The organism is Mesorhizobium sp. M7A.F.Ca.US.010.02.1.1 (assembly GCF_004023085.1).
In the GTDB taxonomy this organism is placed as follows: domain Bacteria; phylum Pseudomonadota; class Alphaproteobacteria; order Rhizobiales; family Rhizobiaceae; genus Mesorhizobium.
In genome coordinates, this window is record NZ_RZRV01000010.1 from 193,867 (window position 1) to 212,028 (window position 18,162).

General features: G+C 64.1%; 18 protein-coding genes and 1 pseudogene. 12 read left to right on the forward strand and 7 right to left on the reverse strand.

Translation table 11 applies throughout. The features are described 5' to 3' along the window. Nucleotides 1-55: 55 nt before the first annotated feature. Nucleotides 56-1,864, reverse strand: a complete 1,809-nt coding sequence (locus EOA19_RS13970; RefSeq protein ID WP_128303937.1) for an ABC transporter ATP-binding protein — start codon at nt 1,862-1,864, stop codon at nt 56-58. A 191-nt stretch (nt 1,865-2,055) separates the two neighbouring features. On the opposite strand from EOA19_RS13970, the gene EOA19_RS13975 reads away from it, so the two are divergent. The 9 genes and pseudogenes from EOA19_RS13975 to EOA19_RS14010 all read left to right on the forward strand — a co-directional run bounded on the left by EOA19_RS13975 (nt 2,056) and on the right by EOA19_RS14010 (nt 10,049). Next, nucleotides 2,056-3,414 (forward strand): LLM class flavin-dependent oxidoreductase, encoded by a 1,359-nt coding sequence (locus EOA19_RS13975; RefSeq protein WP_127294813.1) that lies wholly within the window; start codon nt 2,056-2,058, stop codon nt 3,412-3,414. A gap of 14 nt (nt 3,415-3,428) precedes the next feature. Then, nucleotides 3,429-4,205 carry a DUF427 domain-containing protein gene (locus EOA19_RS13980; protein WP_128303938.1) on the forward strand — a complete coding sequence of 259 codons (777 nt, stop codon included), beginning with the start codon at nt 3,429-3,431 and terminating at the stop codon, nt 4,203-4,205. Between the two features lie 34 nt (nt 4,206-4,239). Next, nucleotides 4,240-4,671: pseudogene (locus tag EOA19_RS36395) on the forward strand (ABC transporter substrate-binding protein); the annotation flags it as partial. Nucleotides 4,672-4,763: 92 nt separating this feature from the next. Further along, complete coding sequence (locus EOA19_RS13985; protein WP_281040478.1) at nt 4,764-5,876, forward strand: ABC transporter substrate-binding protein; 1,113 nt, start codon at nt 4,764-4,766, stop codon at nt 5,874-5,876. Between the two features lie 7 nt (nt 5,877-5,883). Then, on the forward strand, nt 5,884-6,843 hold the full coding sequence (locus tag EOA19_RS13990) for an ABC transporter permease (RefSeq protein ID WP_128303939.1): 960 nt from the start codon (nt 5,884-5,886) through the stop codon (nt 6,841-6,843). Further along, complete coding sequence (locus EOA19_RS13995) at nt 6,840-7,727, forward strand: ABC transporter permease (RefSeq protein WP_127326506.1); 888 nt, start codon at nt 6,840-6,842, stop codon at nt 7,725-7,727. Before EOA19_RS13990 ends, EOA19_RS13995 begins: the two co-directional genes overlap by 4 nt. 70 nt (nt 7,728-7,797) lie before the next feature. Further along, a complete protein-coding gene (locus tag EOA19_RS14000) occupies nt 7,798-8,820 on the forward strand; it encodes an LLM class flavin-dependent oxidoreductase (RefSeq protein ID WP_164892928.1) in 1,023 nt (340 codons plus the stop codon). Between the two features lie 42 nt (nt 8,821-8,862). Beyond that, complete coding sequence (locus EOA19_RS14005; RefSeq protein ID WP_128303941.1) at nt 8,863-9,510, forward strand: ThuA domain-containing protein; 648 nt, start codon at nt 8,863-8,865, stop codon at nt 9,508-9,510. Between the two features lie 128 nt (nt 9,511-9,638). Then, nucleotides 9,639-10,049, forward strand: a complete 411-nt coding sequence (locus EOA19_RS14010) for a hypothetical protein (RefSeq protein WP_127396571.1) — start codon at nt 9,639-9,641, stop codon at nt 10,047-10,049. Between the two features lie 10 nt (nt 10,050-10,059). Here EOA19_RS14010 and EOA19_RS14015 read toward each other — a convergent pair whose 3' ends face one another. Next, a complete protein-coding gene (locus EOA19_RS14015; protein ID WP_128303942.1) occupies nt 10,060-12,081 on the reverse strand; it encodes an amidase in 2,022 nt (673 codons plus the stop codon). A gap of 142 nt (nt 12,082-12,223) precedes the next feature. On the opposite strand from EOA19_RS14015, the gene EOA19_RS14020 reads away from it, so the two are divergent. After that, nucleotides 12,224-12,499, forward strand: coding sequence for a hypothetical protein (locus tag EOA19_RS14020; RefSeq protein ID WP_127269574.1), 276 nt, complete (start codon nt 12,224-12,226; stop codon nt 12,497-12,499). Nucleotides 12,500-12,514: 15 nt separating this feature from the next. On the opposite strand, the gene EOA19_RS14025 is transcribed toward EOA19_RS14020, so the two are convergent. Genes EOA19_RS14025 through EOA19_RS14040 form a run of 4 tightly spaced genes read right to left on the reverse strand, consistent with a single transcriptional unit; the run spans nt 12,515 to nt 16,403 of the window. Beyond that, nucleotides 12,515-13,600: a Gfo/Idh/MocA family oxidoreductase gene (locus EOA19_RS14025; protein ID WP_128303943.1), complete on the reverse strand. Its 1,086-nt coding sequence runs from the start codon at nt 13,598-13,600 to the stop codon at nt 12,515-12,517. Between the two features lie 39 nt (nt 13,601-13,639). Beyond that, nucleotides 13,640-14,404: an ATP-binding cassette domain-containing protein gene (locus EOA19_RS14030; protein ID WP_127269572.1), complete on the reverse strand. Its 765-nt coding sequence runs from the start codon at nt 14,402-14,404 to the stop codon at nt 13,640-13,642. Further along, nucleotides 14,401-15,402 (reverse strand): ABC transporter permease, encoded by a 1,002-nt coding sequence (locus EOA19_RS14035; protein WP_128303944.1) that lies wholly within the window; start codon nt 15,400-15,402, stop codon nt 14,401-14,403. Before EOA19_RS14035 ends, EOA19_RS14030 begins: the two co-directional genes overlap by 4 nt. Next, a complete protein-coding gene (locus EOA19_RS14040) occupies nt 15,399-16,403 on the reverse strand; it encodes a substrate-binding domain-containing protein (RefSeq protein WP_128303945.1) in 1,005 nt (334 codons plus the stop codon). Before EOA19_RS14040 ends, EOA19_RS14035 begins: the two co-directional genes overlap by 4 nt. A 409-nt stretch (nt 16,404-16,812) precedes the next feature. On the opposite strand from EOA19_RS14040, the gene EOA19_RS14045 reads away from it, so the two are divergent. After that, nucleotides 16,813-17,046: a hypothetical protein gene (locus tag EOA19_RS14045; protein ID WP_128303946.1), complete on the forward strand. Its 234-nt coding sequence runs from the start codon at nt 16,813-16,815 to the stop codon at nt 17,044-17,046. 120 nt (nt 17,047-17,166) lie between these two features. After that, on the forward strand, nt 17,167-17,364 hold the full coding sequence (locus EOA19_RS14050; RefSeq protein ID WP_127270219.1) for a hypothetical protein: 198 nt from the start codon (nt 17,167-17,169) through the stop codon (nt 17,362-17,364). A 95-nt stretch (nt 17,365-17,459) separates the two neighbouring features. On the opposite strand, the gene EOA19_RS14055 is transcribed toward EOA19_RS14050, so the two are convergent. Beyond that, nucleotides 17,460-18,162: iron-sulfur cluster-binding domain-containing protein (locus tag EOA19_RS14055; protein ID WP_164892925.1), on the reverse strand; the 703-nt coding region annotated here is incomplete at its 5' end.

An 18,162-nucleotide genomic window follows, 5' to 3' on the forward strand; every position in this document is an offset into this window, starting at 1 on the left:
CCTGCCTGCCGCTAAAACCGAGCTGCCGCGGGCCTTCGGGCTGCTGTTGAGCCGCTCAAAAACCCTGGCTGTGCCGCCAGCAGGCGATCCGGTGGCCGTGCGCGACCTCGTTAGCGGGCGACTCTGCCTTTCTGCAGTCGGGCAGGACCAGCGGGCAGCGGTCGGCGAAGGAGCATCCCGTGTTCGGGATGCCGGTGGCCTCTGTCTCGACCGAAGCGGAAAGCTTTGGCGCGGCCTCATCGGAAGATGCCGCCAGAAGCAGTGCGGTGTAGGGGTGGTTCGGGCCGCGAAAGATCTGGTCGGATGAGCCTGTCTCGACCAGGCGGCCGCGATAGAGCACGCCGATCCTGTCGGCCATGTAGCGCACCACCCTGAGGTCGTGGCTGATGAACAGATAGGTCGTGTCCTTGTCGCGCTGCAGGTCGTTGAGCAGGTTGAGAACGGTCGCCTGGACCGAGACGTCGAGCGCGGAGGTGGGTTCGTCGAGCACGACGACCTTCGGCACGCCGGCGAAGGCGCGTGCGATGGCAGCCCGCTGCCGCTGGCCGCCGGACAGCGAGCGCGACTTCTGCTCGGCCGTGGTGCCGGCGAGGCGAACCGAGGCCAGCAGGTCGCTGACGCGGGCGCTCACCTCGCTGCGGCGCAGGCCGGCGAGGCGGCGCAGCGGGCGGCCGAGGATGCGGCCTATCCGCTGGCGCGGGTTGAGCGTGCGATCCGGCGACTGGAAGACCATCTGCACGTCGCGGCGTTCGGCAAGGTTTCTCTTCTCGACGCGCGGCGCGACCGTCCTGCCGAACAGCTCGATCGATCCGGCATCGGGCGTTTGCAGGCCGGTGACGATCCTGGCCAGGGTCGACTTGCCGGAACCGGACTCGCCGATCAGCCCGAAAGTTTCGCCTTGGCCGATGTCGAGATCGACATGGTGCAGCACCTGCTGGCTGCCGAAGGCGTGGCTGATGCCTTTGCAGGCGATCGCGATCCGGCGTTCTTTTGGCAGGCCGGCGTCTTCGCCTTGGGCTGTCGGGTGCGCTGGCACGCCGTCCGTCTCCGCCAGTCTTCCGTCCCGCTTGGTGTAGTTGAGCGCCGGGATCGAGGCGATGAGCGCCTTTGTGTAGGCATGAGAGGGGTTGTCGAAGACATCGCCGGCGACGCCGCTTTCGACCACCGTGCCCGACTGCATCACCGCCACCCGGTCGCAGGAGCGGCGGATCATATGGATGTCGTGGCTGATCAGCAGGATGCTGGTTTTGTGATCCCTGCGCAGGTCGTGGAGGATGGCGATGATCTCGGACTGAACGCTGGCGTCGAGCGCGGTCGTGGGCTCGTCCAGCACCAGCAGCGACGGATCCAGCGCAATGGCGATGGCGATGTTGGCGCGCTGCTGCATGCCGCCAGACAGTTCGTGCGGATAGAGCCCCAGCACACGCTCCGGATGGCTGACACGGACACGGCCCAGCAGTTCGGCGGCGCGGTCACGCGCCTCGTCGAGGCGCACCGGACGGTGCCGCATGATCGTCTCGGTGATCTGGCGGCCAACCGTCATGCTTGGATTGAGCGCCGCGCCGGGATGCTGGTAGACGGCGGCGATGTGATTTCCCCTGAGCTGACGCAGCTGCTCGGCGGAGAGGTCGCGGATTTCCCGACCCTGGAATTCAAGCGCTGACGCGGCAAGGCGGGCGTTCTTCGGCAGATATCGCAATATGGCGAGCGCCACCGAGCTTTTGCCCGATCCGGACTCGCCGACCAGGCCGAGCGCTTCGCCTTCGCCGATGTGCAGCGACACGCCGCTGACAGCGGGATGCGATCCCTTGCGCCCGTCATAGGCGACGGACAGCTGGTCTACGTTCAGAACCGAGGAGGACATGGGGACTTGAAACCACTTTCTTCCAGCGCCGCCATCAAGGGCAATCGCTTCCGCTTTCGCAATGCATTATCTCTATAAAATTACTCGGATTAAGCCGGAGCGCAATCTACCTTTCTCGCATCAGCAGAGATTGTCGCCGTCTGCCGAGGCAGCGCGACGGTCTCCGGAGCAGATCTGGAAGGAGGCCCGGCATGGCTCGAGACCACATGATCCTCAGCGCATTCTTCTTCAACCCGCAGGGCGATCATCGGATGTCGTGGCGCCATCCGCGGGCGCCGGGCCGCGAGGTGCTGGACTTCGAGTTCTACCGTGATCTCGTGCAGGCGGCCGAACGCGCCAGGATCGACACCATCTTTGTCGCCGACCACGTGTCGATCTGGGATTCGGTCAAGAGCGGCGTCGCCCACTATGCCAATGCCCGCCTCGAACCGCTGACGCTGCTGTCGGCGCTGGCTGGCGTGACCAAGCATATTGGCCTGATCACCACGGCGTCGAGCTCCTACAGCGAGCCCTACAATGTGGCGCGCATGTTTGCCTCGCTCGACCATATCAGCAAGGGCAGGGCGTCGTGGAACGTCGTCACCTCGGCAATGGACGAGGAGGCGCGCAATTTTGGCCGCGACGGCAACATCGAACATGCGTTCCGCTATGAGCGCGCGGCCGAATTCCTCGATATCGTCAAGGCGCTGTGGGACAGCTGGGAAGACGAGGCGCTGCTCATCGACAAGGCGTCGGGCTATTTCGCCGACCCCGACAAGGTCCACGCAATCGATCACAAGGGCAAGCATTTCAAGGTGCGCGGGCCGCTCAACGTCTCACGGCCACCGCAGGGCCATCCGCTGATCGTCCAGGCCGGATCGTCCGAGGACGGCAAGAACTTCGCCACCGCCCAGGCCGATGCGCATTTCGCCATCTACAGCACCAAGGAAGACGGCATAAAATACCGGCAGGATATCAACGAGCGCCTCGCCCGCCACGGCAGGCGGCCGGAGAGCTTTAAGATCCTGCCCGGCATCTTGCCGATCGTCGCCGCCTCCGAAGCGGAAGGGCGGGAGAAGCAGGAGTATCTGCAGACCTTGCTGCCCGACCAGGTCGGCATCGACCTTCTGTCGAGCTGGAGCGGGCTGGACCTGTCGCTGTTCCCGCCGGACGGGCCGCTGCCGCCGCTGCCGGACGAAAGCACGTTCAATGGCGGGCGCACATCGCTCAACCGGGTCAAGCAGTGGGCGAAGCAGAATCTCAGCCTGCGCGAGATCGCCCGCAAGCTCGCCAACAGCGGTTCGGTGCCGACGGTTGCCGGCACGCCGGTACAGATCGCGGACCAGTTGCAGGACTGGTTCGTTTCGGGTGCCGCCGACGGCTTCAACCTGATGTTCCCGCTGCTGCCCGAGGACTGGGTGAACTTCGCCGAACAGGTGGTGCCGGAGCTCCAGCGCCGTGGCGTATTCCCCCTCGAATACGCGCCGGGAACGCTGCGCGACCGCTTCGGCCTGGCGCGGCCGGCCAACCGCTTCGCCGAACAGCGCGACAATGCGCGCGCCGTGTCCTGACCGGGAGACCAATCATGACCGTCGCACCAAGATTGCAGCCGCGCGAAGCAACCGCGCCGCGGCTCGTCAATGTCCTGCACAGCCCCAAGCGCGTGCGCGTCAGATTCGGCGGCCGTACCATCGCCGACAGCCGCAACGTGCTGGTGCTGCGCTCCAACCATTTCCTGCCGATCTATTTCTTCCCGCCGTCGGCGGTCGATCCGTCGGTGCTGAAACCCTCGCTGCATCGCGAGCCGCATCCGGTCGGTGGCGAAACCGCCTATTGGGATATCGACAGCGGCGACAGGCGAAGCGCCAACGCCGCCTGGTCGTTCGTCTCGCCGCCGGATGAAAACCTGGCGCCGCTGGCCGGGCGCATCGCCTTCACCTGGAAGGCCGTCGACCAATGGTTCGAGGAGGAAGAGGAAGTCTTCGTCCACGCCCGAGACCCGTATGCGCGCATCGATGTGCTGCAAAGCTCGAGCCATGTGCAGGTCTGGTTCGACGGCGAGCCGATCGCCGAAAGCCACCGCCCTGTGCTGCTGTTCGAGACGCATCTGCCGACGCGTTTCTATCTGCCAGCGGAAGACGTCCGGCTGGAGCGGCTGACGACCTCGGCCACAACGACGCGATGTCCCTACAAGGGCATCGCCTCCTACTGGTCCGGCCTGCTGAGCGACGGTTCGGTGCGCCCGGACATCGCCTGGAGCTACCGGAATCCGATAGAGGAAATGCCGAAGATCAAAGGGCTCATCGCCTTCTATCCGCAGGCCGTAGACCGCATCCATCTCGACGGCGAACCCGTCGCCTAGCTTTTCAATCTTCATTTCAGAGCAGGGATTTAACATGACCAAACGCAGAGATATCGACGCAGTTCGCAACCTGTCGGGGGACATCTGGAATGTCGCCGTCGACGAATACCAGGGCGGCTTTCTCAAGCGCCGCGATCTCCTGAAATACGCCGCACTGCTCGGCCTGACCGGCTTTGCCGCCTCGCAGGGGCTTGGAGGCGCGCGCGCCGCGACTGCTGCCGGCGGCACGGTTCGCGTCGGGCTCGGCCAGCCGACCAAGGCGATCGATCCGGTTTCAGTGACCGATCCGGCCAGCATCGGGGTGATCAGCCAGGTCGGCGAATATCTGATCCTCGACGATCCGAAGGATGGTCTGCAGCCGAAGCTCGCTCTGTCCTGGGAGGCAAACGAGACGGCCAGTCGCTGGACCTTCAAATTGCGGCCAGGGGTGAAATTCCACGATGGTCGCGCGGTCACCGCTAGGGATGTTGTGGCGAGCTTCGAGCGGCTGGTCGATCCGGCCAGCGGCTCGTCGGCCTTGTCGCCTACAAGGGCATCCTGTCCAAGGGCGGCGCCAAGCTGGTCGACGATGAGACGGTCGCCTTCGACCTCGATGGCCCCGACAGCAACTTCCCCTTCTATGTCTCCTCCGACGTCTACAATGCCGTCATCCTGCCGGCCGACTATGCCGGTGATTTCGAGAAGACTTTCAACGGCACCGGCCCGTTCAAGCTGGAATCCTTCCGTCCCAAGCAAGGCGCCAGCTTCGTGCGCAATGAGGATTACTGGAGCGACAAGGCGCTGCCCGACCGGGTCGAGATCAAGTTCTTCGATGATGAGCAGGCGCAGGTGCTGGCGCTGCAGGCCGGCCAGCTCGACGTCATCCCGAGCACGACGCGCCTGGAGCTGGCGATCGAAGGCAATCCCAACTTCAAGCTGCTCAGCGTGCAGGCAAGCTCGCATGACCAGGTGCATCTCAGAACCGACCAGGCTCCGTTCACCGACAAGCGGGTCCGCCGCGCGCTGGCGCTCACGCTCGATCGCGAGGCGATCGTCAAGGGCCTGCTGAAGGGCCGCGCCATCGTCGGCAACGACACCCCGTTCGCGCCGATCTTCCCATCGGCCGATCCATCGGTGCCGCAGCGCAAGCAAGACATTGCCGAGGCCAAGCGCCTGCTTGGCGAGGCGGGCGTGCCCAACGGCTTCGAGGTGACGCTGACGACCGAACGCGCCTATGACATTCCCGACTATGCGGTGATCATCCAGAACTTCGCCAAGAAGGCCGGCATCGACGTCAAGCTCAATGTCCTGCCGCAGGACGCCTATTACGGCTCGGCGACTTTCGGCAGCTCGCCATGGCTGGATTCGGTTCTCGGCATCACCGACTACGGCCATCGCGGCACGCCCGACATCTTCCTCAACGCAACGCTGAAGAGTTCGGGAGCCTGGAACGCGGCGCATTTCAACAACCCGGCCTATGATGCGCTGCTGCTCGATTACTCGAAGGCGCGTGATCTGCAGGCACAGCGCCTCGTTGCCGGCAAGATCCAGACCTTGCTGCTCGACGAGACGCCGGCGATCATCAGCTACTTCTCGCAATACAGCCGCATCGTCAGCTCCAAGGTCGAGGGCGTGCGCTTCACCGCGATTTCGCATCTCCTGCTCGACCGCGTTTCCTTCGTCCAGGCATGATCGCGACATGCTGACCGGCCGCATTCTATCAGCGCGTGTGGGCACACTTCTCCTCACGCTATGGCTGGTCAGCATCCTGGTGTTCTTCGCCGGGCAGGTTCTGCCCGGCGATGTCGGCCGCGTCATGCTCGGGCCTTTTGCCGACGCGCAGGCGGTGGCGGAACTGAACAAGCGGCTGGGCGCCGACCAGCCGGTTCTCGTCCAGTACTGGCTCTGGTTCAGCAAGGCGGTGACCGGCGATTTCGGCACTTCGCTGTCGATGCGCGGGCCGGTGGCACCGTTCGTGCTGGAAAGCTTCAAGCGCTCCGCCGCCCTTGCCGGCATTATTCTGATTTTTCTCATTCCGCTGGGCGTTGGTGCCGGCGTCGTTGCCGGTCTCAATGCGGGCCGCTTGATCGACCGGCTGATCGTGATGGCAGGCGTCTCCTTCGGCATTGTGCCTGATTTCGTTTCTGGCCTGATGCTGCTCATCGTTTTCGGCCTGTGGCTGAACTGGTTCCCGATCTCCGGTGTTGCGCCCGATGGCGCGGGCTTCTGGACGCATGGCTATTATCTGATCCTGCCGGCGCTGCCGCTGGTGCTGAACCTTGCCGGCTACATCGCCCGGATGACGCGGGCAGGGGTGATCGAGGCAATGGCCGCCGATTATACGCGCACCGCCGTCCTGAAAGGGCTCGAGCGGCGCGAGATCATCTTTCGGCACGTGCTGCGCAACGCGCTGACGCCGACCATCGCGGTGCTGGCGACGCAGACCGGCTACATGCTTGGCGGGCTGGTGGTGATCGAGGCGCTGTTCGGCATCCAGGGGCTTGGCAATCTGGTTCTGAATGCGGCCAAGGCACGCGATTTCCCGATGCTCGAGGCCGGCGTGCTGGTGATGGCGGCAATCTTCGTGCTGTCGGCGGCGGCCGGCGACCTCGTACTGGCGCTGCTCGATCCGCGGCAACGCCGCCGGACCTCGCCATGACGGATCTGGCGGAGTTTCCCGCACCACCGCGCTCCGTGGCCGGCTTTCCGGCAGTGCGCCGGATCCGCAGTGCTTTCGCCGGATTGCCGCCGTCGGTCGTGGTCGGATCGCTGCTGCTTCTGTTCTGGGTCGTGTGCGCCATAGCAGGCAACCTCTTCGTTCCCTACGATCCCTATGCCGAGGATTTCCTGGCGATGCTGACGCCGCCCGACGCGCTGCACTGGTTCGGGACCGATCAGCTCGGCCGCGACGTGCTGTCGCGCATTGTCGTCGGGTCGCGCGACATCCTGCTGGTTGCGCCGCTGGCGACGCTGGCCGGCGTTGCCGCCGGCAGCATCATCGGCCTGGTGCTCGGCTATTTCGACGGCCTGGTCGATGCCATCGGCGCACGGCTGCTCGATACGCTGATGGCGTTTCCGTTCATCGTTCTCGTCACCATGACGCTGGTGGCGATCGGCCCATCGAACCTCACCGTCATCCTGGTGATCGGCATCGCCTACGCGCCGCTGGTGGCGCGTACTGTCCGCGCTGCCGTGCGCGAGCAGAAAGAGCGCGACTATGTCAGCGCCGCGCGGCTCGGCGGCGAAGGTCCGCTCGCCATCATGTTCCTGGAGATCCTGCCCAACATCAGGGAAACGATCCTCATCGAGCTCGTCACAAGGCTGGGCTACGCGTTCTTCTCGATCGCGACGCTGAGCTTTCTCGGCCTCGGCATCCAGCCGCCATCGGCCGATTGGGGGCTGGCCGTCGCCGACGGCTATGGTTTCCTGACCGGCGGCAAATGGTGGGTCGTCGTCTTCAATTCCGCGGCAATCGTCTCGCTGGTGATGGCAACCAATCTGATCGCACAAGGCATCGGCGCCTTCGAGAATAGCGATGCATGAGCCTTGATCGGGCGTGTCGAAAAATCTCTTTTGCATTGAAGCCTGACGCGCATCCTTATATCGCATGGCTATGAAGAAAATCGGTTTCCTGTCGTTCGGGCACTGGACGCCCTCGTCGCAATCGCAAGTACGCTCGGCTTCGGACGCGCTTTTGCAATCCATAGAGCTGGCTGTGGCCGCCGAGCAGCTGGGCGCGGACGGCGCGTATTTTCGCGTACATCACTTCGCCCGCCAGCTCGCGTCGCCGTTCCCGCTGCTGGCGGCCGTCGGCGCCAAGACCAGCCGCATCGAGATCGGCACCGCCGTCATCGACATGCGCTACGAGAACCCGCTCTACATGGCCGAGGACGCGGGCGCCGCCGACATCATCGCCGGCGGCCGCCTGCAGCTTGGCATCAGCCGTGGCTCGCCCGAGCAGGTGATCGATGGCTGGCGCCATTTCGGCTACGCGCCGCCGGAAGGGCAGAGCGACGCCGACATGGCAAGGCACCACGCCGAGGTCTTCCTCGAGACGCTGCGCGGCGAGGGGTTCGCCCAGCCCAATCCACGGCCAATGTTCCCCAACCCGCCCGGCCTCTTGCGCCTCGAGCCGCATTCGGAGGGTTTGCGCGAGCGGATCTGGTGGGGCGCGGCCACCAACGCCACGTCGGAATGGGCGGCCAAGCTCGGCATGAACCTGCAGAGTTCGACGCTCAAATTCGACGAGAGCGGCAAGCCGTTCCATATCCAGCAGGCCGAGCAGATCCGCATCTATCGCGAGGCCTGGAAAGCGGCCGATCACAGTCGCGAGCCGCGCGTCTCGGTCAGCCGCAGCATCTTCGCGCTGGTCGACGATCGCGACCGCGCCTATTTCGGCCGCGGCAATGAGAGCCGCGACCAGATCGGCTTCATCGAGGAGAACACCAAGGCGATCTTCGGGCGCAGCTACGCGGCCGAGCCGGATGTGCTGATCAAGGAATTGGCGCAGGACGAGGCGATCGCCGAGGCCGACACGCTGCTGCTCACCGTTCCGAACCAACTTGGCGTCGACTACAATGCGCATGTCATCGAGGCGATCCTGACCCATGTCGCGCCGGCGCTGGGCTGGCGCTGACGCCAGATAGATCGAAGCGGAGTGCTCCAAGGGAGGGACACCATGCCAAAGAAGGCCTTGATCGCTTGGGGCGGCTGGGAGGGCCACACGCCGGAGCAGAGCGCGAAGATCGTTCGCAACCTGCTTGAACGCAACGGGTTCGACGTCACGCTCGGCGAGGGCACCGCGATGTTCGCCGATCCGGAGCTTGCTTCCTTCGATCTCATCGTGCCCGTCATCACGATGTCGACGATCGAAAAGGCCGAGTTGCAGAACCTTACGCTTGCCGTTCGCGGGGGAAGCGGGCTCGGCGGTTTCCACGGCACGATGGGCGACAGTTTCCGCAACGAGCCCGACTATCAGTTCATGACCGGCGGCCAATGGGTGGCGCATCCCGGCAACATCATCGACTATACTGTCGCGATCACCCGGCCGGACGATCCGATCACAAAAGGCATCAGCGATTTCGCCTACCGGTCGGAGCAATATTACATGCATGTCGACCCAAGCAATGAGGTGCTGGCGACCACCACCTTTACCGACTCGCATTTTCCGGGCATCGGCGGCGTTGTCATGCCGGTCGTCTGGAAACGGCGCTATGGAGCGGGGAAGGTTTTCTACAGTTCCCTTGGTCACACGGCGGATGAGTTCGCGGTGCCGGAAATGGCGCTGATGGTGGAGCGGGGTTTGCTTTGGGCGGCGCGGGGGTAGCCTCTGTCAGTCACCAATTGCGAAAGGCGAGCGGCGAACCGCGGAGGCAGCGAGGTCTGAATTCCTGCAATGGCTAGAAAGTCGGCCGCTGTCGAACTACCATCCGGTGAACAGCAAAGGGGGGTGGAATGGATCATCAGCGGACAGTATTCTTGGTCGGAGGGGGCACGGGCGGAGACGAGGAAGCCGTGTTTACGCTGCATGTAGAGGGCGCCGTCTGCAGCCTGACATGCGGCTACCGGGACAAGGTGATCAGGGCCGAAGAGGAAGATTTTTTCGAAGCTCTGTTCCAGATCCGTCAGGGGCTCGAAGCCGATGGTTTGCTGCCCTTCTGCTACGGGGCGAGTGCCAATGTTTATCCCGAAAATACCGTGATGGAGAAGAGTCGCGGATTGATGGCCTGCAAGGTGACGATGGGGCGATTTCCCCAAGAGACGGATCTGGTCGACATATTTGACGATGGCGTCGACGTGGTTCCGGTTTTCGTCCACATTCAGCAGGAATTTTGGGAAGAATGGCTGGCCTCTCTGCCCTCCTAGTGCCCAGCACTCATTTTATCCCGCCGGTGACCGCAAAGGCGCCAGCGGTGCGCCCATCCTCCAGCCGCACCACCGCCGTCACGATCGAACCGTAGGAGCCACGCCAGACGCTGTGGAAGCGCTGATGCTCGGCGGCCGGAATGAGGGCATGCCCGCTGAGGCGCGCACCGCTTCGCTGCAGCACGACGACCTCTCCGTTGACATGCACCTGGATGTTGGCCGTTTCGGCGGCCTCGCCGGGCAGTTCGAGCGTGATGACGATCTCGTCCTGGTCGCCGGAAGGCCGCGTCTCGGCGGCAAGCGTGATCGCGAACGCTGGCACCTTGCTGTCGCCGGCTCGGGCAGGACGGCCTGAAAACACATCGTCGTCAAGTTCCGGCGTGCGCGGCGGGCGGGTGCGGCGCTGCGTGGAGCGTTCGAAGTCGCCGGCCATGCGCAGCAGTCTCTCATCGTCATAGGCCTTGCCGGCAAAGGTGAGGCCGACCGGCATGCCGATATCGGCCATGGTTCCCATCGGCACGGTGACGGTGGGGATGCCGAAATGGCGCCAGACCAGATTGCCGTTGGCGACCCAGGTGCCATTGCGCCAGGCAAGGTCGGCGGACATCTCATCAATATCGGCATCGGCCGGCCCGATATCGGCGGCGGCAGGCAGCACCACGGCGTCGATGCCTTGCGCGTCCAGCCAGTCCTCGAAATCGATCCGCCTTGTCGCTTCCAGTCCCTTCAGTCCCTCTTCCAGCGTTGGAATGTCCACGAAGGGCGTGACGCCGGACCATGCCCGCTCGACATATTCCCTCAGGTCGAAGCCGCCTTCATAGCGATCGGGCAGCGTGCCGGGCGGCTGCGGGAAGATCTTTGGGCCGTCGACCGAAACGAGATCGGGCAAGGCCGGGTCGGCATTGGCGCGCAAAAAGTCGTCCCAGCCCCAGATGCAGAGATCCCAGAGTTCGCGCTCGGCGAACTCTGGGGGCATCAGCCCGCGCTCGACCATGGTGCGCGTGCCGGGGCGGTCGCGCTCATAGTTGGAAACGACGGGAAAATCGACCTCGACCACCTCGGCGCCAAGCCGCGTGAGATCGGCCGCGGCCCGCTCCCACAGGGCAAGCACCGAGGCGCGGGTTTCGATCGGCGCATCGGCCTCGCTGTCGCGGCCGATATACATTCTGGGCACGCCCAGGCGCTTGCCTTTCAACGATCCCGCCAATGCGAGATCGGTATAGCGGGGCGGCCGCATATCGGAGCTTTTCGGCAGCTCGACCCAGGGCTGCGCGCGCCAGAAATCGCCTCGCGTCTCGGGATCGTCGGCGACGATGATGTCAAGCAATTCGAGCATGTCGGGCATTGTCCGCGCGTGCGGCACCACGACATCCATGGTCGGCACCAGGGGCCAGTTGCCGCGTACCGAAATGACGCCGCGCGACGGGGTGTAGGCGACCAGCGCATTGTTGGTGGCCGGCGCGCGGCCGGACGACCAGGTTTCCTCGCCAAGCCCGAAGGCGCAGAAGCTGGCTGCTGTCGCCGTGCCGGAGCCATTGGATGAGCCCGATGCGAAGGCGGCGGTCAGATAGTCGCCATTGTAGGGGCTCTCGGCGCGACCGTAGACGCCGCGCTGCATACCGCCATTGGCCATTGGCGGCATGTTGGTCAGCCCGATCAGCACGGCGCCGCCGGCGCGCAGCCGGGCGATGGTGAAGGCGTCCTCATTGGCGATGAGATGCTCGAAGGCGGGCGAACCAGCGGCGACCGTCAGGCCTGATACCTTGTAGCTGTCCTTGGCGGTGTAGGGGATGCCGTCGAGCGGTCCGAGCACGGCGCCGTTGCGGCGGCGCCGGTCGGAGGCTGCCGCCTCCTCGAACATATCAGGATTGAGCACTGGGACGGCATTGAGGCTGATGCCGTGGCGGTCGAAATGCCCGATGCGCCTGAGATAAGCCCCGACCAGTTCGACGCTGGTGACGGTGCCGTCATCAAGCGCGCGGCGCAGTTGGTCGATCGTCGCTTCGACGAGATGAAGGCTGGCATCGGTCATCACAGGTTCCACATTTCCACGCACCATGGATGAGCGAGGCAGCTGGCTTCGGCAAGCCTATCGCGGTCTTCTCCGGAACTTTTGTCCGGCTGGCGGTTTTGGATGTATGGTGTGATTCCGGAATGGCCAGGAGGGTATTGGCATGACCACCAAATGCGTTGCGATCCTAGCTCTCGCTGTCGCCATGGGCTCAAGCGCTTGCGCCCCGGCTTTCGCTGGCGACCGGCACCACGACCGCCGGGTCCAATCCGAACGCTACGTTCCCGCCGAAGGCGATCTCATCGACATCCTGTTCGGCGGCCCGCGCTACTACGATCAGCAGTTGGTGACGACGGCGGCCGGCGCGTGCTCCTACCATCGCGTCGGACCCGACGCGAATGCGGTGAACAAGATCAACGATCATCACTGTGGGAAGTAGGCGGCAGGCGGCGCCTCAGCGCCCGCCACTCTCCTTCATCCGCTCGATGATCTCGGCCATCAGCGCCAGGTCGCGGCGTGAATCGGCGAGGTCGGTCAGAGGCTTTGTGCCTTCGGTGATGTGGCGGTGGAAAATTTCCAGTTCATTCGAGAAGGCGTCGCCATAGAGCGGGCCGAAGGTCTTCGTCACCGGGCCAAGCGGGCCGGCATCGGTGACCTCCAGCCGCGTCGGCAGGCTGCGGATGTAGGGCGTGTCGTAGAGAATGCGCACACGCCTGGTGTTCGAGCGCACCTCGATCATGGCGTCGAACAGGCCGAGATCGTCGACCACCGCGTCGTAGACACAAGCGAAATGGCCGTAGTCGAAGGTGACTGATGTGTTGGCGCCGCCATTGGTGCGGTGCGCGGCCAGCACGCGCGCCGGCTCGCCGATCAGCCCGCGCATCGCCGAAATGTGATGCGAGGAAAGCGCCGTCAGGCCGCGATAGGCGCGCACCAGGTCGGCCGGCGCATCGGCGCCGACGACTTCGCGAATCAGCGCGTCGCGCTCGCTTGCGCCACGCGCCAGCAGGGTAGGGTCTACGTCGTTGGGATAGAGGACGTTCTGGCTCTTCTTGAGAAAGTGCCGGCCTTCCGAGATCAGGTCGAAGATTCGGACATGGGTGATGTCGGCGTATGCCGGCAGCTCGTCCCTGGCCGCCAGATAGGCCGGCGCGTAGCGGCGCATATAGCCGACGAACAGGGTCTTGTCGTAGCCTGGCATCAGCGCCAGCAGATCGTCGATTTCGCGCACCGTCAGGCAGGCGGGCTTTTCCAGCAGGATATGCTTGTTGGCAGCAATCGCCGCCCGCACGAAGCGGCTGTGGGTGTCATCGGACGACAGCACGAACACCGCGTCGATGTCGGGCGAATTAATCAGCGCCTCGGCTGTGTCGAAGGCCTTTGCCGTCGCAAATTCGGAGGTGACGAGTGACACCAGGCTGGGCGACACGTCGTACACGCCCGCGACCACCCAGCGGTCGCGCTGATCGCCCAGCACAGGCAGATGGATCGACTGCGCGACCTCTCCAAGACCTATCAGTCCGACACGAATTGGTGCCACAGGCGAACTCCCTTTGATTTTAAGTCTGATGCTGCAGGACTATGCCGCGCCGGTGACCAGCGCGACGAGCTCGTTTCCGGACGTTTCGGAAGCGCGCACGGTCGCCGCCATCTTTCCCGCCCGCATCACCCAGATCTGGTCGGACAGGCGGCGGACCTGATCGAAATTGTGGCTGACCAGGATGACTGAGACCGACTGCTCGCGCAGACGCCGGATCAGAGCCTCGACATTGGCGGTCTCCTGCACGCCGAGTGCTGCCGTCGGTTCGTCCATCACCACCAGCTTGGCGCCGGAGCCGACAGCGCGGCAGATCGAGATCGCCTGCCGCTGGCCGCCCGACAAGCGCCGCACACGCTGGTTGATCGACGGCACGTTGATCGACAGGCGCGACAGCATGGAACGGGCCTCGCGCTTCATCGCCTTGCGATCGAGGAAAGCGAACGGCCCGATGCGACGCACGATCTCGCGGTTGAGGAACAGGTTCTGCGCGACCGTCAGTTCGTCGATCAGCGCCAGGTTCTGGTGCACGGTCTCGATGCCGGCCTTGCGTGCCTCGTCGGGGTTGGCGAAGGGCCGCGCCCGGCCGTCGAAGAACAAATTGCCGGTGTCCGGCTGATGCACGCCGACCAGGCTGCGGATCAGCGTCGACTTGCCGGCGCCATTGTCGCCGATGACGGCGGTGACCTCGCCGCGACGGGCCTGGAAGGCGACGTCGGTGAAGGCGCGGATGCCGCCGAAATGCTTGCTCAGTCCTTCGCAGGCGATGATCGCCTCAGCGGCGGGGATGTGATGGAGCGCGCTCATTTCTGATATCGCATGATCAGGGCCGCCAGCACCACGATGGCGCCCACGGCAAGCGGTTGGTAGAAGGCTGAGACGTTGAGCAAGGTCAGGCCGTTGACGAGTGCTGTGAGCATCAGCGCGCCGATCGCCGGTCCCAGAATGCTGGCGCGGCCGCCGAACAGGCTGACGCCGCCCAGCACCACCGCCGCCACCGAATTCAAGAGCAGGCTGGTGTTGATCTGCGGTTCGGCCGAGCCGATACGGGCGACCAGAAGAATGGCCGCTATGCCGGCGCAGAAGCCCGAGACTGTATAGGCGGCAATCTTGACCCGGTTGGTGCGGATGCCGAGCGCGCCGGCACTTTCGGTCTGGCCGCCGGTCGCCAGCAGATGCACGCCGAAGCGTGTGTGGTAGAGTGCGATATGCGCGACGATGACGGCTGCGATTGCTACCCAGACCGGATAACCGAACGGTCCGAGCGAGCCGGAAGCGAGCCTGAGCAGGAAGGTCGAGCCGACCATGGTCGGCTCGCCGCCCGACAGGATGAGGCCAAGGCCGGTGATGCCTGACAGCGTGCCGAGCGTCACCACGAAGTCGGGGATCTTGCCTGCCGTGATGATCAGCCCGTTGAGGAAGCCGACGGCGCTGGTGGCGAGAACCGCGAGCACGCAGGCGACAAAGATGCCGTAGCCGGCGGCGTTGACGAGGCCGAGGATGATGGCGCCGAGCATGACGGCTGCCGCCAGCGACAGGTCGATGCCCGAGGTGGCGATGACGAAGGTCTGGCCGATCGACAGCACGACCAGGATCGCAGCCGCCAACAGCAGCGCCTGCAGATTGGCGACGCTGAGAAAGACCGGCTGGGCGATGCCGAAGACGATGACGAGGCCGACCAGGCCGACGACGGATGCCCAGTCGGCCCAGAAGGAGGGATCGAGGAGGAGAGCCGCCAGGGAGGGACGGCTCTCCTCCGCACCCGCCGAATGGGCGGCGGGCGCGTTGTCTGCAGGTGTGCTCACTTCAGCATCTCGCGGAAGGGATCGGGGTAGTCGCCGCCGGGACGCGGGAAGTTCTTCAGCGAGGCTTCGGCATTGTCCTTGTTGATCAACAGCACCGGCGCCGGCACGTTGGCCGGCAGTTCCTTGCCCTTGGCCGCCACTGCACAAGCCTCGAGGCCCATGGCGCCGACGACATAGGGATATTGGGCGACGGTGGCGGTGAGTTCGCCTGCCGCAATCGACTTGAGCGCGTCGACGATGCCGTCGAGGCCGATCACCTTGACGTCCTTGCCCGAGGTTCGCACGGCGCGCTCGACGCCGAGCGCCATGATGTCGTTGGCGGCGAAGAAGCCAGCGAGGTCCGGATGGGCAGCGAGGATATCGGTTGCGGCGGTCAGCGCCTTTTCGCGATCCCAGTCGGCGCTGACCATCACCACGATGTCGAGTTTACCTTCCACCGCCTGCTTGAAGCCCTTGATGCGGGCGTTGGAGCCGACATCCCCGACGATGCCGGCGACCAGCGCGACCTTGGAGCCCTTCGGCACCAGCTTCAGCATCTCTTCGCCGGCCAGCGCGCCGGCGGCGACATTGTCGGTGCCGATATAGGTCGAGACGACAAAGCCGGCGGCCTTGGCCTGTTCGGGGTCTATGGTCGAGTCGATGTTGACGATCGGCTTCTTCTTCTGGGCGACCGGCACCAGCGCCTGGACGAGATTGGAGACGCTGATCGGGTTGACCAGGTAGCAATCGAAATCCTGCATGGCCATGGCGGTCAGGCGGTCGGCCTGGCCGGTGGCGTCACCCATATTGGCGGCGGCCTGGACGCTGACATTCACGCCGTTTGCCTTGGCCTGTTCCTCGATGCCCTTCTGCATGGTCTGGAAGAACGGATTGTCGAGGCCTTTGACGATGGCCGCGACTTTCGCCGTATCCTCGGCCTGGGCGGGCGCTGCGACGATGGCTGCAAGCATGCCTGCGCCAAGCAGGTTCGTGCCAAGCTTCGGGCAATTGAACATACGCATGGTTTTTCCTCCTCCTGATTGTTTTATGGGCTGCATCAATGTCGCTGTCCGGTGACTGCAATGTTAGACGGCGCGCAAGCGACCCCGGCGCGATGGTCCCGCCAACAGATTGCTGCCCGCTTTGGAATCTGCGGACTGCAGCCCAGGTTCGGGCACTTTTCGATGTCAGGCATTGCTCCTCCCAGAGCGCCGGCCGATGCCAATCCGGCGTTTGCGCATGTTTTATAAAAAATTGACACGCGTCAAGATTTAAAAGTGGTGCGTAGCGATTTGACTATGCACCCTTGGGGGGCATGACTGTCCTGCCGGCATGCGCTACAACCAAGGCGCGAAAAATGTGCCGGCCTAAGGAACCACTTGGGGATAGCGGCGTTAGTCGCTACTTTTTTGCGCAAGAGGGAGGTTTCGGATGGGGCGTTTCGAGATCCTGGAAGAATCAACGGGTGCGGTTTCGATTTTCGACGCAATCACGGAATTGCCGGCAATGGTCGAAAGGGGCGTATGCACCGGGCTTTATCGGCAGAAAGTGCCGCAGGAGCTGCTTGCAGCGGTTGAAACGGTCCAACCCGGCCATTTTTCGCCGCTGCCTTCATTGGCGGCTTTGAACGACTGGCGGGTCGATAAAGACGATCTGCTGGCGTGAGCAAAGCCGCCGCGGTCGCATCAAAAAACATACCGTATGGGAAAATCACGCACTGTTGTCGAAAGCGGCGGTGAGGCATGGAAAGCAAGGGGAGGTTGCAGTGCGTCGGGAGGTGAAGCAATGTCTGATCAGGACGAGCTGATCCGGGCTGCCATCGGACGGCTGCTTGCCGAGAAGACAGGCGCCGCCGTCATATCGATGAGAGAGAGCATCACCGAGCTTCTGGCGCTGACCGGTGCCGCGCTGGACGACAGACTGCAGGACCTGCTGCTGGAAATGGCCGAAGTCCGCGGCATGATGGTCGCTCTCGACTTCTGAGGGGTCGATGGGCATCAGTCCGCTACGCCGGCAACGCCTTCACCGGCAGTTCAACACTACTGCGCCGGCTTCAATGCTGAACCAAGCACCCGGGGTTAAAGATCGAGCGAAACCGCGCCCTGAGGGTGGCTGCAGCATGCCAGGACATAGCCGGCCGACTTCTCTTCAGGGGCCAGCCCGCCGAGATCCTCCATGGCGACTTCGCCGGACAACTTGGCGATGCGGCATGTGCCGCAAACTCCCTGCTGGCAGGCGGTTGGGACGTAGACCCCACATTGGCGCGCCGCCTCCAGCAGCGTCTCTCCGGGCAAGCAGTTATGCACGATCCCGGAGCGGACGAAACGGACTGAAGATGGTATTGTCGGGGCCGGTTCCAACTGAGGGCTGCTGCCGCCGCCGAAGCTCTCCTGGTGGTACCGCGACGGAGCCACGCCAATCGCATCCAGGCAGGCACGTGCGGCTTTCATGTACGCTTCAGGGCCACAGGCAAAGATAGTGCGGTTGTGGAGATCGGGAACGAGGGTCAGCAGCATCTGACTGTCTATTCTGCCAGTCGGCCCCCTCCAGGTGGGATCTTCCTGGCTACAAACGCACGTTACTTTTACGTTGGGAAAGCGAGAGGCAAGTGCGTCCAATTCCCGTCGAAAGATTATGTCACCAGGCGTTCTGGCACTATGAACGAATGAGATATCCTGGTCGGCCGCGCGGTCGGTAAGCGCACGCAGCATGGACATCACCGGCGTTATCCCGCTGCCGCCCGAAAGGAAGAGCGGCTTTTCATAGGGCAGGTCATCGAGA